The sequence below is a fragment of the Amycolatopsis rhizosphaerae genome, assembly GCF_007713715.1.
Taxonomy (GTDB): domain Bacteria; phylum Actinomycetota; class Actinomycetes; order Mycobacteriales; family Pseudonocardiaceae; genus Amycolatopsis_E; species Amycolatopsis_E rhizosphaerae.
Window position 1 is genome coordinate 1 of the sequence record NZ_VJWX01000117.1, and the last position, 15,742, is coordinate 15,742.

The 15,742-nt window shown below is 69.5% G+C and carries 14 protein-coding genes; 10 read left to right on the top strand and 4 right to left on the bottom strand.

What is annotated here, in order from left to right; translation table 11 throughout:
• The 3 genes from FNH05_RS14180 (at position 1) to FNH05_RS14190 (ending at position 3,634) form a co-directional block, all read left to right on the top strand.
• Positions 1-783 (top strand): hypothetical protein, encoded by a 783-nt coding sequence (locus tag FNH05_RS14180; protein WP_144588275.1) that lies wholly within the window; start codon positions 1-3, stop codon positions 781-783.
• Positions 784-817: 34 nt separating this feature from the next.
• Positions 818-2,731, top strand: coding sequence for a fumarate reductase/succinate dehydrogenase flavoprotein subunit (locus FNH05_RS14185; protein ID WP_144588277.1), 1,914 nt, complete (start codon positions 818-820; stop codon positions 2,729-2,731).
• A 144-nt stretch (positions 2,732-2,875) separates the two neighbouring features.
• Positions 2,876-3,634 carry a succinate dehydrogenase/fumarate reductase iron-sulfur subunit gene (locus tag FNH05_RS14190; protein ID WP_144588279.1) on the top strand — a complete coding sequence of 253 codons (759 nt, stop codon included), beginning with the start codon at positions 2,876-2,878 and terminating at the stop codon, positions 3,632-3,634.
• Here FNH05_RS14190 and FNH05_RS14195 read toward each other — a convergent pair.
• On the bottom strand, positions 3,577-5,442 hold the full coding sequence (locus FNH05_RS14195; RefSeq protein ID WP_144588281.1) for a P-loop NTPase fold protein: 1,866 nt from the start codon (positions 5,440-5,442) through the stop codon (positions 3,577-3,579). The genes FNH05_RS14190 and FNH05_RS14195 overlap by 58 nt on opposite strands.
• 96 nt (positions 5,443-5,538) lie before the next feature.
• On the opposite strand from FNH05_RS14195, the gene FNH05_RS14200 reads away from it, so the two are divergent.
• The gene (locus FNH05_RS14200; RefSeq protein WP_222426613.1) at positions 5,539-6,039 is read left to right on the top strand and encodes a MarR family winged helix-turn-helix transcriptional regulator; all 501 of its coding nucleotides are present in this window, start codon (positions 5,539-5,541) and stop codon (positions 6,037-6,039) included.
• Complete coding sequence (locus FNH05_RS14205; RefSeq protein WP_144588283.1) at positions 6,030-7,268, top strand: MFS transporter; 1,239 nt, start codon at positions 6,030-6,032, stop codon at positions 7,266-7,268. Before FNH05_RS14200 ends, FNH05_RS14205 begins: the two co-directional genes overlap by 10 nt.
• 11 nt (positions 7,269-7,279) lie before the next feature.
• Here FNH05_RS14205 and FNH05_RS14210 read toward each other — a convergent pair whose 3' ends face one another.
• A complete protein-coding gene (locus FNH05_RS14210; protein ID WP_144588285.1) occupies positions 7,280-8,443 on the bottom strand; it encodes an ROK family protein in 1,164 nt (387 codons plus the stop codon).
• 77 nt (positions 8,444-8,520) lie between these two features.
• Here FNH05_RS14210 and FNH05_RS14215 point away from each other — a divergent pair, with 77 nt between their 5' ends.
• From FNH05_RS14215 to ggh, 5 genes are read left to right on the top strand one after another with little or no spacing between them, the layout of a single operon-like run.
• Positions 8,521-9,846 (top strand): extracellular solute-binding protein, encoded by a 1,326-nt coding sequence (locus FNH05_RS14215; protein ID WP_144588287.1) that lies wholly within the window; start codon positions 8,521-8,523, stop codon positions 9,844-9,846.
• A complete protein-coding gene (locus FNH05_RS14220) occupies positions 9,846-10,766 on the top strand; it encodes a carbohydrate ABC transporter permease (protein WP_144588289.1) in 921 nt (306 codons plus the stop codon). The genes FNH05_RS14215 and FNH05_RS14220 overlap by 1 nt, the downstream gene beginning before the upstream one ends.
• Entirely contained in the window at positions 10,763-11,611 is an 849-nt protein-coding gene (locus FNH05_RS14225; protein ID WP_144588291.1) for a carbohydrate ABC transporter permease, read from the top strand. Before FNH05_RS14220 ends, FNH05_RS14225 begins: the two co-directional genes overlap by 4 nt.
• Complete coding sequence (locus tag FNH05_RS14230; protein ID WP_144588293.1) at positions 11,608-12,705, top strand: ABC transporter ATP-binding protein; 1,098 nt, start codon at positions 11,608-11,610, stop codon at positions 12,703-12,705. Before FNH05_RS14225 ends, FNH05_RS14230 begins: the two co-directional genes overlap by 4 nt.
• A complete protein-coding gene (gene ggh / locus FNH05_RS14235; RefSeq protein ID WP_144588295.1) occupies positions 12,702-14,087 on the top strand; it encodes a glucosylglycerate hydrolase in 1,386 nt (461 codons plus the stop codon). Before FNH05_RS14230 ends, ggh begins: the two co-directional genes overlap by 4 nt.
• 102 nt (positions 14,088-14,189) lie before the next feature.
• Here ggh and FNH05_RS14240 read toward each other — a convergent pair whose 3' ends face one another.
• Positions 14,190-15,056: an amino acid ABC transporter permease gene (locus tag FNH05_RS14240; protein ID WP_144588297.1), complete on the bottom strand. Its 867-nt coding sequence runs from the start codon at positions 15,054-15,056 to the stop codon at positions 14,190-14,192.
• On the bottom strand, positions 15,053-15,700 hold the full coding sequence (locus FNH05_RS14245; RefSeq protein ID WP_144588299.1) for an amino acid ABC transporter permease: 648 nt from the start codon (positions 15,698-15,700) through the stop codon (positions 15,053-15,055). Before FNH05_RS14245 ends, FNH05_RS14240 begins: the two co-directional genes overlap by 4 nt.
• Positions 15,701-15,742: the final 42 nt, after the last annotated feature.

The window sequence follows — 15,742 nt, forward strand, 5'->3', positions numbered from 1 at the left end:
GTGGGCGGGCGGGCCCGGATCGCCGAACGGACCCTGCGCACCGACCGCTGGTGGCTGCCGCCCCTGGTCACCGATCTCGGGCTGGCCGCCTTCGTCGTCTACGCGACGATCCGGTCGTTCGTGCGGACCGCCTACTGGGTCCCCGAATACCACTACCTCACGCCGTTCTACTCGCCCTGCCTGAGCACTTCGTGCGTGCCCGGCTCCAGCCATTTCGGGACGCCGATCGGCGCGCTGCCGGGTTTCATCCCGCTCGGTTTCGTGGTGCTGCCGTTCCTGCTCGGATTCCGGCTGACCTGCTACTACTACCGGAAGGCCTATTACCGTTCGGTGTGGTTCTCGCCCCCGGCCTGCGCGGTGGGCGAGCCGCACGCGAAATACACCGGGGAAACGCGCCTTCCGCTCATCGTCCAGAACGTGCACCGCTACTTCTTCTACGTGGCGATGATCGTTTCCCTGATCAACACCTACGACGCGGTTCTCGCGTTCCACGGCCGGACCGGTGGTTTCGGCTTCGGGCTGGGCAACATCATCCTGACCGGCAACGTGGCGCTGCTGTGGGCCTACACCCTGTCCTGCCATTCCTGCCGCCACATCACCGGCGGACGGCTCAAGCACTTCTCCGGCCATCCGGTGCGGTACTGGCTGTGGACGCAGGTCAGCAGGCTCAACGTCCGGCACATGCAACTGGCCTGGACCACGCTGGGGACGCTGGTGCTCACGGACCTCTACGTGATGCTGGTGTCCAGCGGCGTCTTCCCCGACCCGCGATTCGTGAACTGACAACGAAGACAGTGAAGAACGGTGGCCCGCGATTATGACCGAGGTCGAACGGCACAGTTACGACGTGGTGGTGATCGGTGCCGGGGGTGCCGGTCTCCGGGCAGTCATCGAAGCCAGACAGCGCGGCCTTTCGGTCGCGGTCGTGTGCAAATCGCTGTTCGGCAAGGCGCACACGGTCATGGCCGAGGGCGGCTGCGCGGCCTCGATGGGCAACGCGAACCCGCACGACAACTGGCAGGTGCACTTCCGTGACACCATGCGCGGCGGCAAGTTCCTGAACAACTGGCGGATGGCCGAACTGCACGCCAGGGAGGCGCCGGACCGGGTGTGGGAGCTGGAGACCTACGGCGCGCTGTTCGACCGGACTCCGGACGGCCGGATCAGCCAGCGCAACTTCGGCGGGCACACCTATCCCCGGCTGGCCCACGTGGGCGACCGGACGGGGCTCGAGCTGATCCGCACCATGCAGCAGAAGATCGTCTCGTTGCAGCAGGAGGACTTCCGGGCCTTCGGCGACTACGAGGCCAAGCTGAAGGTGTTCGCCGAGTGCACGATCACCGAGCTGCTGAAGGACGGGGGCCGGATCGCGGGAGCGTTCGGGTACTGGCGGGAGAGCGGCCGGTTCGTCCTGTTCGAGGCGCCCGCGGTGGTGCTGGCCACCGGCGGCATCGGCAAGTCGTTCAAGGTCACCTCGAACTCCTGGGAGTACACCGGCGACGGGCACGCGCTCGCGCTGCGTGCCGGGGCCGCGCTGATCAACATGGAGTTCGTCCAGTTCCATCCGACCGGCATGGTGTGGCCGCCGAGCGTGAAGGGGATCCTCGTCACCGAAGGCGTGCGCGGGGACGGCGGCGTGCTGAAGAACTCGCAGGGCGACCGGTTCATGTTCGAGTACGTACCCGAGGTGTTCAAGGGCCAGTACGCCGAAAGCGAGGAAGAGGCCGACCGCTGGTACACCGACCAGGAGAACAACCGGCGCACGCCGGATCTCCTGCCCCGCGACGAGGTGGCGAGGGCGATCAACACGGAGGTCAAGGCCGGCCGGGGGTCCCCGCACGGCGGGGTGTACCTCGACATCGCGAGCAGGCTCGGCGCGGAGGAGATCAAGAAGCGGCTTCCCTCGATGTACCACCAGTTCCGCGAACTGGCCGACGTGGACATCACCGCGGAGCCGATGGAGGTCGGCCCCACCTGCCATTACGTGATGGGCGGGATCGAGGTCGATCCGGACACCGCGTCCTCCTCGGTGCCGGGCCTGTTCGCGGCCGGGGAGTGTTCCGGCGGGATGCACGGTTCGAACCGGCTGGGCGGCAACTCGCTGTCCGATCTGCTGGTCTTCGGGCGCCGGGCCGGTCTGGGCGCCGCGGACTACGTCGAATCGCTGACTGAACGGCCGCGCATCGCGCGGTCCGATGTGGACGAGGCGGCGAGGACCGCGGTGGCGCCGTTCGATCCGCCTTCGCGGGGGGTGGAGGAGAATCCCTACACCCTGCACAGCGAGTTGCAGCAGTCGATGAACGATCTCGTCGGGATCATCCGGCGGGCCGAGGAGATCGAGCAGGCGCTCGTGAAGCTCGACGAGATCAAACACCGGATCCGCAGGATCGCCGTGGAGGGGCACCGGCAGTTCAACCCGGGCTGGCATCTGGCACTCGACCTACGGAACATGCTGCTGGTCAGCGAATGCGTGGCGCGGGCCGCGCTGAGGCGCACGGAAAGCCGCGGCGGGCACACGCGGGACGATCACCCGCAGATGGACGCCCAGTGGCGCAACCGGCTCCTGGTGTGCGCCGCGGCGAGCGACGACCCGACGGCACCGGGCGTGACGGTGACCGCGAAGGACCAGGAGCCGATGCGACCGGATCTGCTGGAGCTCTTCGACTACGGAGAGCTCGACAAGTACTACACGGCGGATGAGCTCATTTCCCATCCGGGGAGGCCGGCATGATCGAAAATGGGCGGAGCCGATCATGCGGGCCGACCGGGTGCGGGTGTCCCGCAGAACACAGGAGGCCAGCATGATCGAAAATGGGCGGAGCCGGTCATGCGGGCCGACCGGGTGCGGGTGTCCCGCAGAACACAGGAGGCCGGCATGACGTACAAGGCGAGCTTCCGGGTGTGGCGCGGGGACGCCGCGGGTGGGCAGCTGCACGATTTCACGGTCGAGGTGAACGACGGTGAGGTAGTGCTCGACGTCCTGCACCGGATCCAGGCCACCCAGGCCTCGGACCTGGCCGTGCGGTGGAACTGCAAGGCGGGCAAGTGCGGTTCCTGCTCGGCCGAGGTGAACGGACGGCCCCGCCTGCTGTGCATGACCAGGATGTCGACCTTCGACGAGAACGAGGTCGTCACGGTGACGCCGATGCGGACCTTCCCGGTGATCCGCGACCTGGTGACCGACGTGTCGTTCAACTACGCCAAGGCCAGGGAGATCCCGGCGTTCGCGCCGCCGCCGGACCTGGCGCCGGGGGAATACCGGATGCAGCAGGTGGATGTCGAGCGCTCGCAGGAGTTCCGCAAGTGCATCGAATGCTTCCTGTGCCAGAACGTCTGTCACGTGATCCGGGACCACGAGGACAACAAGCAGCACTACGCGGGCCCCCGCTACCTGATGCGGATCGCCGAACTGGAGATGCATCCGCTCGACGTGGCGGATCGGCGGGAGACCGCGCAGGCCGAGCACGGCCTCGGCTACTGCAACATCACGAAGTGCTGTACGGAGGTGTGCCCGGAGGGCATCCACATCACCGACAACGCGCTGATCCCGATGAAGGAGCGGGTCGCGGACAAACGTTACGACCCCTTGGTCTGGCTGGGCACGAACCTGTTCCGCCGCCGCAAGGGCCGGTAGTCGGCGTCCTGCCGGTCCTGCTGCGGGGTGCCGGAGGCCAGTTGGAAGAGCCAGGCGAGCAGTTGCGGGGGATCGGAGGTCAGGCCGTCGGCGCCGAGTTCGCGGGCGCGGCTGATCCGCGCCGGGGTCACCTGGCCGACGTAGAAGTAGACCGGCCCGTCGTACAGCTTGTGTTCCTGCAGGTACTCGAGGCCCTCGAAACCGGCTTGCTGGTTGCGGCCCCGGCGCACGTCGGAGATCACCACGGTGGGCTGCAGGCCGGCCAGTGCGGCCACGGCCGCCCGCATGTCGGTGACCCGTTCCACCTGCGCGCCCCGGCTGATGATCTGGTCGGCCAGCCAGTCCTTTTCCTCCGGATGGTCGTCGATCCACAGCACGCGCATGCCGGCCAGCGCGTCGGGTTCGCCCTGGGGAAGGGCGACGCCCGGCTGGCCGAGACCGTCGGCGAGCAGCGGTTTGCGCAGCAGACGGCGCCACTGGCCGGTGGAGTCGGGCAGGCTGTGGACGAGTGAGACGAATTCCTTGTCGGTGGCCAGTTCCGGGAAGATGACGGGCAGTTCCTGTTCGAGTTCGGCCATCCGGGCGCCCAGTTCGGACAGCGAGGCGTCCTGGTCCGGTGGTTTGAGCCCGCTTTCGGTGAACAGGCGCTGCCAGGCGGCGAAATCCCGCTCGCCGCCCTGCTTCACCACCTGCCGGAAGGCGTGGTAGTCCAGGAAGCGCAGGACCGGGTCGGCGGTCTCGAAGCTGAGCAGCATGCCGTAGAACTGCGGGTAGAAGTGCTGCAGCAGGATGATCTTGACGAGGTTTCCGGCGCCCAGTTCGTCCCAGGCACGGTTGAGGTGGTGTTCGAGCACGAAGCTGTTGATCACGCGCTTGATCCGGCGCGGATTGCGGCCGGTGCGCTCGATCAGCATCTTCTTCATCGCGTCGTCGAACAGGTGGGCCGTACCGGAACGGACCACGTACCCGTCGACGAGCCGTCGCGTCAGTGAGGAGCTCGGCGGCGGGATCGGGTAGTTGATCTGGATGATCTTCTCCAGGTAGCGGAGCCCGGCGGTGACCGTCTCGTTCCCGGTGGAGCGACCCACGGCCTGCCACAGCACGGCCTGATCGCAGGCGAGGACGAAGACCAGGCCCGGCACGTCGAGGTAGAGCTTGATGGCCTCGCACACCTCGACGATCCGCTCGTCCGAGCAGCGGTCGAGATCGTCGATGAACACGACGAGCAGGCGCCGGCCGGTCGCGGAGCCGCCCTTGGCCAGCCAGGCTTCGGCCATGCTGCGCACGACATCGCGGATCTCGTTGCGGGACTTGGCGTCCACGGCCAGCGCTGCCCAGACGGCGTCGACCACCTGGCGGAGTCCGAGGAAGCTGGAGGTGACCAGCGCGGTGGCACGCAGCGCGCCGACCACGTGCGTGCGGCGCAGGACACCGCGCACGCTGCGCCGGATCACGTTGCGGTCGAAGCTGAGCAGCACCGACTTGATCAGTCCTTCGACCGCGCTGGCCTTTTCCGAGGTCCAGGCGTTGAACCAGACGGTGGAGACCGCGGGGTCGGCCTCGAACACCTTGGCGAGCTGGCGGAGCAGGCTGCTCTTGCCCATGCCCCAGCCCGCGTCGATGGCGAGGGTGAACGGCGCGGTGTCGCGCGAGGCGAGGATCAGATCGGCCAGGTTGTGCGCGGTGGCCGTGGCCTCGAGAAGGTCCTCGTTGCCTCCCTCGCCGACGGGCGAGTCGTTGAGCACGGCGAATCGTCGCCCTGCCGGGCCGCTCGGGAATCCTGCCGGGTCGATCGCGGGACCGCTCATGACTTGGTTTATACCGCCGAATCCCTCCTGAAGTGAGGGTTTCCGGGCGGAAAAAAGATGTAACAGTGCTTATATAAGTGCTGTTATAGTGGCCCGATGGCAGGAGACGCGGAACTCGACCCGACCGAGCGCGGCCGGTGGCGGCCGCTCAAACGGCTGCTGGACGCGATGGACGCCGACATCGAACGCATCTACGGAGAAGCGCGGATCGAAGGGCTCAAACCGTCGTTCGTGCAGGAATTGCTGCGCCTGCGGGCGCGAGGGCCGATGACCATCACCGAACTGGCCGAATCGGTGGAGCGCACCCATTCCGCGATGAGCCAGAAGGTGACCGCGATGCGCTCGGCCGGACTGGTCCGGACCATGGCCGGGCCCGATGCCCGCAGCAAACGGGTGGTGCTGACGGCGAAGGCCGCGCGGATCGCGGACAGGCTCGCGGCGGAGTGGCGGGCGACCGAGGACGCCGTGGAGGAGCTGGAAGCAGAACTGCCGTACCCGCTCACGCGGGTCGTCGCCGACATCGAAGAAGCCCTGCGGCGCAAGAGTTTCCATGACCGGATCGCGGAGAAGCTCGCGGAGGACCCGGCATGGCGATGAGAGCCGCCTTGCTCGACGTGACGCCGCTGCGGATGTCACCGGCCTTCCGGCGGCTCTGGATCGGCCGCACGCTGTCCGGCTTCGGCGGCCAGATGACCCTGGTCGCGGTGATGTTCCAGGTCTGGCGGATGACCGGCAGCACCGTCTGGACCGGCGCCGCCGGCCTGGCGCAGGCCCTGCCGATCATCGTCTTCGGGTTGTTCGCGGGAACCGTCGTGGACCACGGGGACCGGCGCCGGATCTACCTGATCGCGGTCACCGGGCAGTGCGTGTGTTCGATTCTGCTGGCGGTGCAAGGGTTTTTCGGACATCTCCCGGTGTCCGGGGTGCTGGTGCTGGTCGCGGTGCAGTCGAGCTTCGTGGCGGTGGGCGGCCCGGCCTCCCGGACCTTCGTCCCGCGCCTGTTGCCGGGGGCGCAACTGGCGGCCGGGCTCGCGCTGACCCAGATCTCCTTCCAGGCGGCCATGCTGCTCGGTCCCGCGCTGGCCGGGCTGCTGCTGGGCTGGACCGGGGTCGGTGGCTGCTACCTGATCGACGCGATCACCTTCGGGCTGGCCTTCTACGGGGCTTTCGGGCTTCCGCCGATGCGAGCGGAGGGAGAGCCGCCGCGACCGGGCCTGCTCGGCGTCGCGGACGGGCTGGCGTTCCTCGTGCGCGATCCGGTGGTGCGCGGGGCGCTGCTGACCGATCTGGCCGCGACCGTGCTGGCGATGCCGATCAGCCTCTTCCCGCTGATCAACACGGTGCGGTTCGGGGACAACCCGCGCACGCTCGGGCTTTTCCTGTCGGCCATCGCGGTCGGCGGCCTGCTCGCGTCGGCGTTCTCCGGAGCGTTCACCCGGTTTTCGCGGCCGGGACTGGTCATGCTGAGCGCCGCGGGGGTGTGGGGAGTGGCGCTGGCCGCCTTCGGACTGGCCGCGGATCCCTGGCTGGGGCTGGCCTTCCTGGTACTGGCCGGGGCGGCCGACACGGTCTCGGTGGTTTCGCGCGGCGCGATCGTGCAACTGGCCACGCCCGACGCGTTGCGCGGTCGCGTCGGTGCCGCCGAGCAGATCGTCGGGCAGGCGGGGCCGGATGTGGGCAACCTGCGGGCCGGTCTCGTCGCCAGTGCCACTTCCGGTCCGGCCGCACTGGTCGGCGGTGGCCTGCTGTGTGTGGCGGCGATCGTCGCGATCGCCGCCACCACACCGCGCGTCCGGCGCTTCGCGACCGCATCCGGCCAGGGCTGACCGGGCGGTGTTCAGAGGTGGGCGAGCGCGTCCACTGCCGCCGGGGAGAGCATCTCGTCGGCGACCAGGCCCGCGAGGCCGGCCAGCGTGGTGTTCGAACCGACGACACACGGGCCGACGTCCACCCCGTCGCGGGCGCTGGTGTGCGCGTTGGCCAGCACGGTCTCCCGCAGGCCGTCGAGGAACGGCGGCAGCACGCCGATCGCGCCGCCCACCCGGAGGTAGCGAGGGTTGACGATGGTGACCACGGTGGCCAGGACGGCCCCGACCAGCCGTCCCGCCGCGGCGGTCACCCCGACCGCCTCCGGATGGCCCGCACGGACCCGGCGCACCACGTCCTCCGCGGTGCGGACGCCGGTGGGCCGCAACTGCCGGATCACCGCCTGCCCGCTCGCGATGGCCGAGACGCAGCCCCGCCTGCCGCAGTCGCAGCGCTGGTCGTTGCCTTCGATCCGGATATGGCCGATCTCACCCGCCGAGGAGGTCTCCCCGCGGTGGGTGCGGCCGGAGATGACCAGCCCGGCGCCGATGCCCGTGCCCACCTTCACCCCCACCAGTGCGGCGTCGGGGCGGCCGAGATCGCAGTAGGCGCCGAAGGCCAGCGCGTTCGCGTCGTTTTCCAGGAACACCGGCACGGACAGGGTGTCGGCGAACGGTTCCCGCAGCCGGATCCCGCGCCACTCCGGCATGGTGGGCGGCGCGAGCGTGGTGCCCTGCTCGTGGTCGATCTGGCCCGGCACGCTCAACCCGAACGCGCACAGACTGTCCGCGCGGCCGGTCTCGGCGAGCAGCCGCCGCCCGGTGTCCAGCAGGTACGGCAGTGTCTCCCCGGGCAGGTGCCGGACCGGGAGCGGCCGGTGGACCTGGGCGAACACGGTGCCGCGCAGATCCACCACGGCGATCGTGGCGTGCCGCTGCCCGACGTCGGCGACGAGCGCGGTGCGGCCGATGTCGTTGGCGGCGAGCATCTCGGCTGGCCTGCCGCCGCTGGAGGCGCGATGGCCCGTCTGCCGGAGCAGGCTCAGGCGTTGCAGCAGGTCGAGGCGCTCCACCAGGGTGGCCCGCGAGAGGCCGACGCGGTCCTGCAACTCCTGCCGCGTGAGCGGGCCCTCGGCCCGCAGCACGGCCAGGACGTGCCCGGGCGAGGTGGCTGGTCCGGACCGTGGGGCGCGCATGTTGACAGTGTCTCCGGCGTAGACTTATGTTCAGTGACCTGACAGAAGTCTAACCTCTCCCGAATCGGAGTGACCGGATGCGCGCGGCCCGCCTGCCCGGCAGCGGCCCGACCCGCCGCGCGGTGCTCCAGGGTTTCTTCGTCGCGGGCGCGGCCTCCCTCGCCACCGGCTGCGTCGGGTTCTCCACCACCGGCGCGGGCGGGATGGTGTTCCTGTCCACCCAGTTCCGTCCCGTCGCCGAGGCCGAGCGCTTCCGCGCCTTCCTGGCCAGGACGGTCACGGGCGCGGTGAGTTACGTCACCATCGAAGAGGGGCCGTTCGCCAGCCAGGTGCAAAGCCAGGTGGCCGCCGGGCGCACGCAGGTCGGCCTGCTGGGCGGATCGCACAGCGACCTCGCCCCCTTGGCGGGCCGCTACCTCGAAGACGTCTCGGGCGTCCTGGCCGGGCTCGGCGACCGGGGCTGGCCCGCCGAGTACCTCACACTCGCCAAGGCCGGTACCGCGCAGACCTGGTACGTCCCGTGGGCGCAGGCGAGTTTCGTGCTGGCCGCGCACGCCGACGCGCTCGAGCACCTCCCCCCGGGCGCCGATCCCGAGACGCTCACCTACGACCAGCTGCTGGACTGGGCGATCGCCGCCCGCCGCGCCCTGGGCAGGCCGGTACTGGGCCTGCCGTGCGGTCCCAAGGGGCTGATCCACCGGTTCCTGCAGGGTTACCTGCTGCCCTCCTTCACCGGCGGGCAGATCACCACGTTCCGCTCGGACGCCGCGGTGACCGCCTGGCAGTACCTGCGCGAGCTGTGGGCCAACTGCGCCCCGGCGAGCACCAACTACGACTTCATGCAGGAGCCGCTGGCCCGCGGTGAGGTGAGCATCGGCTGGGACCACGTGGCCCGGCTGATCGACGCGCCCGGGCGGGACCCCGCCGCCTGGCGGATGCTGCCCGCGCCGCGCGGACCGCGCGGGCTGGGCTACATGGCGGTGGTGCTCGGGCTGGCGATCCCGAAGGGCAGCACCGACCGGCGGCTCGCCGAGCGGGTGATCCGGGCGTTGTCCGTGCCGCACGCGCAGGTGGAGCTGTTGCGCTCCAACGGTTTCTTCCCGGTCGTGGCCACCGCGATCCCGCCGGACCTGCCGCCCGCGCTGCAGCTGGAGGCGGACGCGGTGCGCAGGCAGCGTGACGCGGCGGGCAGCATCCTGTCGCTGCTGCCGGTCGGCCTCGGTACCCGGGAGGGCGAGGTGACCAAGGCGTTCAAGGACAGCTTCCAGGCGATCGTCCTCGGCGGCGCCGACATCCGGTCCACACTGGACAAACAGGCGGCCGTGCTGCAGAAGGTCTTCGACGAGCTGAAGGTGCCCTGCTGGGCACCCGATCCCCCGGCCGCGCGTTGCGAGGTGGCGTGATGACGACCGTCTCCACCGAGAGGGCGACCGCCGGCGCCGCGTCCCGTTTCAGGACCGGCCCCTGGCTGCTGCTCCTGCCCTCGATCCTGTTCATGGTGCTGCTGTTCGGCTGGCCGCTGGTCCAGGGCGTGATCACCGCCTTCGACGACGGCGGCCGGTTCGGCCTCGCCGCCTGGCGGCGGCTCTTCGGCGACCCGTACTTCCTGCGTGCGCTGCGCAACACACTGCTGCTGATCGTGGTCGTGGTCCCGGTGCAACTCGTGCTCGCGGTGGCGATGTCCCTGCTGGCGCAGGCCCGGCCGCGCTGGCTGTCCGGGCATTTCTACCTGTGGACCGTCCCGCTCGCGGTCTCGGAACTGGCCGCCGGGCTGGTGTGGCTGTCGGTGTTCGACAGCCACGGGTATCTGAACTCGCTGCTCGTGTCGTGGGGTCTGTCCGACACCGGGGTGCAGTGGCTGAGCTACACCAACACCGGAACCATGCTGCTCGCCGTGGCCGTCGCCGAGGTGTGGCGGGCGACCTCGCTGGTGTTCGTGATCGTGGTGGCGGGCATGCAGCTGATCCCCCGGGACTACGACGAGGCGGCGCAGGTTTTCGGCGCCTCCTTCCGGCAGCGGCTGTGGCACGTGACACTCCCGCAGCTGAGGCCCAGCCTGCAGGTCGCGCTCATCCTGCGCACGATTCTCGCGTTGCAGGCCTTCGCCGTCGCCCAGGCGCTGACCGGCCGCGACTTCCCGCTGCTGATGGGGGAGACCTACCAGTGGTACGTGAACCTGCAGAACCCGCCGGTGGCCAGTGCGGCCGCGCTGGTGGTGCTGGCGCTTTCGCTGCTGACCGCGGTGTTGTACCTGCGGACCATGCGGCATCCCGACCGTCCGGACCGGGTGCGGGTGTCCCGCAGGACACAGGAGGCCCGATGATCGCGGACCTTCCCGAGATCGACCTGGCGCCGTTGCGACGCCGTCGCCGCCGGGCCGTCGCCGTGCAGGTGGCCTGCATCGTCATCACCGTGTTCATGGCGCTGCCGATCGTGCTGATCGGGCTGACCGCGGTCTCCTCGCCCGCCGCGTTGCTGGAGTTCCCGCGCGGGCTGATTCCGAGCGGCTTCTCCGCCGACACGCTGCTCGCCTTCGTCGAGGCGACCGGCACCATTCCGGCGCTGGGCAACTCCCTGCTCGCCGGGGTGTACACGGTGGTGCTGTCCCTGGTCGTCGGCGCCCCCGCCGGTTACGCGCTGGCCCGCCACACCTTCCGCGGCAAGGATTCCTACCAGCTGTTCATGCTGCTGGCCCGTGCGCTGCCGATCGTGGTGCTGTCGGTGCCGCTGGCCACCCTGTTCCTCGGTTTCGGTGTCTACGACACGGTGTTCGCCGTCACGTTGTTGCACACCACACTGGCGATGCCGACCACGGTGCTGATCAGCGCGAGCGTGTTCGTGGCGGTGCCCACCGACGTGGAGGAGGCGGCACGGGTGTTCGGGTGCGGCCGCTTCGAGGCCGCGCGCCGCGTGGTGGTGCCCCTCGCGCTGCCCGGTCTCGCCGCGGCGGCCATCTTCACCTTCGTGCTGTCGTGGAACGAAATCCTCGGTGCCGCCGTGATCACCCTTGGCCACCGCACGCTGCCCGCCCAGGTGCTTGCTTCGCTGGGAGAGGCCCCGCAGGCGTACCGGTTCGCCGGTGGCTTCGCGCTGATCCTGCCCGCGCTGGTGTTCATCTTCGTGATGCGCCGGTACCTGGTGAACATGTGGGGGACGACACTGCGATGAGTGAAGTGGTGCTGCACGAGCTCGTGAAGACCTACCCGGGCGGGGACAAAAGGGCCACGGACGGGGTGTCCCTGCACATCCCGGACGGCGAGTTCATGGTGCTGCTCGGGCCTTCCGGCTGCGGCAAGACCACGCTGCTGCGGATGCTGGCGGGCCTGGAACTGCCCGACGCCGGACAGGTGGTGATCGGCGGGCGGGACGTCACCTACCTCGAACCCCGCCGCCGGAACCTGTCCATGGTGTTCCAGTCGTACGCGGTTTTCCCGCACAAACGTGTTTTCGACAACATCGGTTTCGGTCTCCGGATGCGCGGCGTCCCCGCCGGCGTTGTACGTCGTAAAGTGGAATGGGCCGCGGAACTGCTGGAGCTGACCCCCTACCTGGACCGGCTCCCGGCGAAGCTGTCCGGCGGCCAGCGGCAGCGGGTGGCGGTGGCCCGCGCGATCGTGGTCGACGCCGACGTGCTGCTGATGGACGAGCCGTTGTCCAACCTGGACGCCCTGCTGCGGCTGTCGTTCCGTGCCGAGCTGAAGAAGCTGGTCTCCGAACTCGGCACCACGACGATCTACGTGACGCACGACCAGGTCGAGGCGCTTTCGCTGGGAGACCGGGTCGCCGTCATGCGGGAGGGCCGAATAGTCCAGTGCGGTACCCCCGTCGAGGTCTACTCGCATCCGGCCGACGAGTTCGTCGGAGGCTTCCTCGGAAGCCCGCCGATGAACTTCCTGACCGGGTTGGCGGGCGGCGAAGGCGAAAGCCTCCATATCGACTTCGGCGGGCAGTCCCTGCCGCTCCCGCGGGCACTGGCGAGCTACCGCGGGAAGGAACTCAGGCTCGGGATCCGTCCCGAGGCGATCGCCGTGGAACCCGGCCGGACGGGTCCGGACGGTGCCGTGGAGGTCGCCGTGGAGGTCTTCGAACCACTGGGCTCCTCGACCCTGCTCACCACGAAACTGTGCGGGCAGACGCTGAAGGTCAGCGCCTCCGCCGGTTTCCGCGCGGACCCCGGCGAGCGGTTGTGGCTGCGGCTGCCGCCGGAACAGTGCCGCTGGTACGACCCCGAAACGCAGCTGGCCTTGGAGGCGAAGGAATGACGGTGGACGCCACAAGCACGACGGAGGGCGCCCCCGGCGATAGACGGCCGGTCCGCTACCCCGAGCCCGCGCTGGCCGCGCGTGCCGCACGGGTGTTGCGGGACAACGACACCGGAGCCGTCATCACCGCCGCACCGCGGCTCTATCCGCACATGTGGAGCTGGGACGCGGCGTTCATCTCCATCGGCCTGGCCCGCCTCGACGTGCAGCGCGCCATCTCGGAGCTGCAGACGCTGTTCCGCGCCCAGTGGCGCAACGGAATGGTGCCCCACATCGTGTTCACCGAGAACGACGCCTACTTCCCCGGCCCCGACCGGTGGGGTACCGAGGTGGCGCACGACGGGCCGCAGCACGTGCGGACCTCCGGGATCTGCCAGCCGCCCGTGCACGCGATCGCGGTGCAGCGGGTGCTCGAGATCGGCCGCCGGTCCTCACCCGCCGACCGGGCCGACGCCGAACGGTTCGTCCGCGACATCTGGCCTTCGCTCTACGCCTGGCACCGCTGGCTCGTCGAGTACCGTACGCCCGGTTCCAGCGGGCTCATCGCGATCGTGCACGGCTGGGAGTCCGGAATGGACAATTCCCCGCGCTGGGACCTGCCGTATGCGGCGGTGCAGCCGGGCACCGGGCTGCCGCCGTACGTGCGCAAGGACGTCCGCATCGTCGGTGACCCGAGCGAACGGCCGAGCGACCGCGAGTACGACCGGTACCTGTGGCTGATCGAGGAGATGCGCCGGGCGGGCTACGACCAGCGCAAGATCGTCCGGAATTCGAGCTTCCTGGTCGGCGACGTGTTCATCACCGCGCTGTTCGCGGTGGCCTGCGACGTGCTGGTGGAGCTCGGCAAGGAGTTCGGGCAGGAGCCCGAGGAGATCGCCGACCTCCAGGAATGGGCGGACAACGCGCGAGCCGCGGTGGCGGGCAGCTGCCATTCCGTGTCGGGCCTGGCGCGGGACCGGGACCTGCGGGCCAACCGCTGGCTCGACACGCAGACCGTCGCCGGGTTTTCGGCCCTGCTGTGCGGCGGGGCGCCGGACGAGGTGCAGCTGAAGCTGTTGTCCCTGCTGGACAGCGACCGCTGGTGCGGGCATCCGGATCTCCTGGCGCCGGTGCCGCCGTCGGTTTCGCCGATGCGGCCAGGGTTCAACCCCCGGCAGTACTGGCGCGGACCGCAGTGGCCGGTGGTGGTGTGGTTGTTCAGCTGGGCGTTCGAACGGCGCGGCTGGCACGAGCGCGCCCGCAAGCTGCGCGACGGCGGGGTCAAACTGACCGAGGACGGCTCGTTCGGCGAGTACTACGAGCCGTTCACCGGGGAACCGCTCGGCAGCACCGACCAGTCGTGGACCGCCGCCGTCGTCCTGGACTGGCTCTGCTCCGACTGACCCGCACCCGGTGGCCGACCTTTGCCGTGAGGGGTCCCCTCACAGTCGAAACGGCCGTGAGGGGACCCCTCACGGCCGTTTCCGGTGCGGACAAAGCAGGTTCTAGCCGACTTCGGCTTCCAGGCTGAGTTCCTCGGCCTGCGGGCCCACCGCGGCCAGGCGCTTCTTGCTGCGGCGGTTGCGCCGCTCGAGCCAGGTCGCCGCTGCGGTCAGCAGCAGGCACAGCGTGATGTAGATGGCCGCGACCACGATGGTGGACGGCACGATCGGGCGGCTGAACTGGCCCTGCGAGCCGATGTAGCGGGCGTAGTACAGCAGCTCGGGATAGGTGACCAGGAAGCCCAGCGCGGTGTCCTTCAGCAGCACCACCAGCTGGCTGATGATGGTCGGCAGCATCGACCGGATCGCCTGCGGGATCAGGACGAGCGTCATCACCTGCGTCTTGCGCATGCCCAGCGCGTATGCCGCCTCGCGCTGGCCCTTCGGCAGGGCGAGGATCCCGGCGCGGAACACCTCCGCCAGCACCGAGCCGTTGTACAGGGTCAGGCCCAGCACGACCGCGAGGAACGGGGTCATCGCGACGCCGGCCGCGGGCAGGCCGTAGTAGAACAGGAACATCAGGACCAGCAGCGGGATCGCGCGGAAGAACTCGACGATCGTCACCGAAACACCGCGCATCGCCTTGTGGTCGGACAACCGCCCGGCGGCGAACAGCGCACCGAAGAGCAGCGCCAGCACCGCGCCGACGGCGAACGCCCGCAGCGTCGCCAGCAGCGCGTTGAGCAGGTCCGTCTGCACCTGGACGTACTGCAGCCACTCCCACTTCCGGGCACTGAACTGCCCGGTGTCATAGAAGCGGTAGAGGACGTAGGCGATCAGCGCCACCACCGCTGCCGCGCCGATCACGGCGAACGCGCGGTAGCGCACGCGGGCCTTCGGACCCGGGATGTCGAACAGGACGTTGCTCATCGGGCCACGCTCCACCGCTTCTCGAGGCTCCGCTGGACCAGCGACAGGACCGCGACCAGGATGATGAAGCCGAGGGCGACCCACAGCAGGCCGATCAACTGGTTGTCGCCGCGTTCGGACAGGTACTGGCGGATCGCGCCGGCCTCGGCCACGGAGAACCCGGCGGCGATCGTGGTGTTCTTCAGCAGCGCGATGAGCATGCTCACCAGCGGCGGCACCACTGAGCGGATGGCCTGCGGCAGCACGACCTGGCCGAGCACCTGGGTGAAGCTCAGGCCCAGTGCGCGGGCGGCTTCGGCCTGACCGACCGGGACCGTGTTGATCCCGGAGCGGACGACCTCGCAGATGAACGCCGAGGTGTAGGCCGTCAGCGAGACCACCGCCGCGACGAAGTAGCTCAGGTCGAGGATCTGAAGCAGCGGGTAGGCGAACACGAAGAACACGAACACCAGGGTCAGTGGCGTGTTGCGCACGATCGTCACGTACGTCGTCCCGATCACGCGGAACACCGGGACCGGGCTCACCCGCAGCATGGCCAGGAAGGTGCCGAAGATCAGGCTCGCCACGGCCGAAATGAGGAACAGTTTGATCGTGGTGAGGAAGAACGGACCGTAGAGGTCCAGGTTATCGAGCAGGACGTCCATCGTGCCTTCCCCGCGGCGGTTGTGGAGGAGGAGGGATTAAGG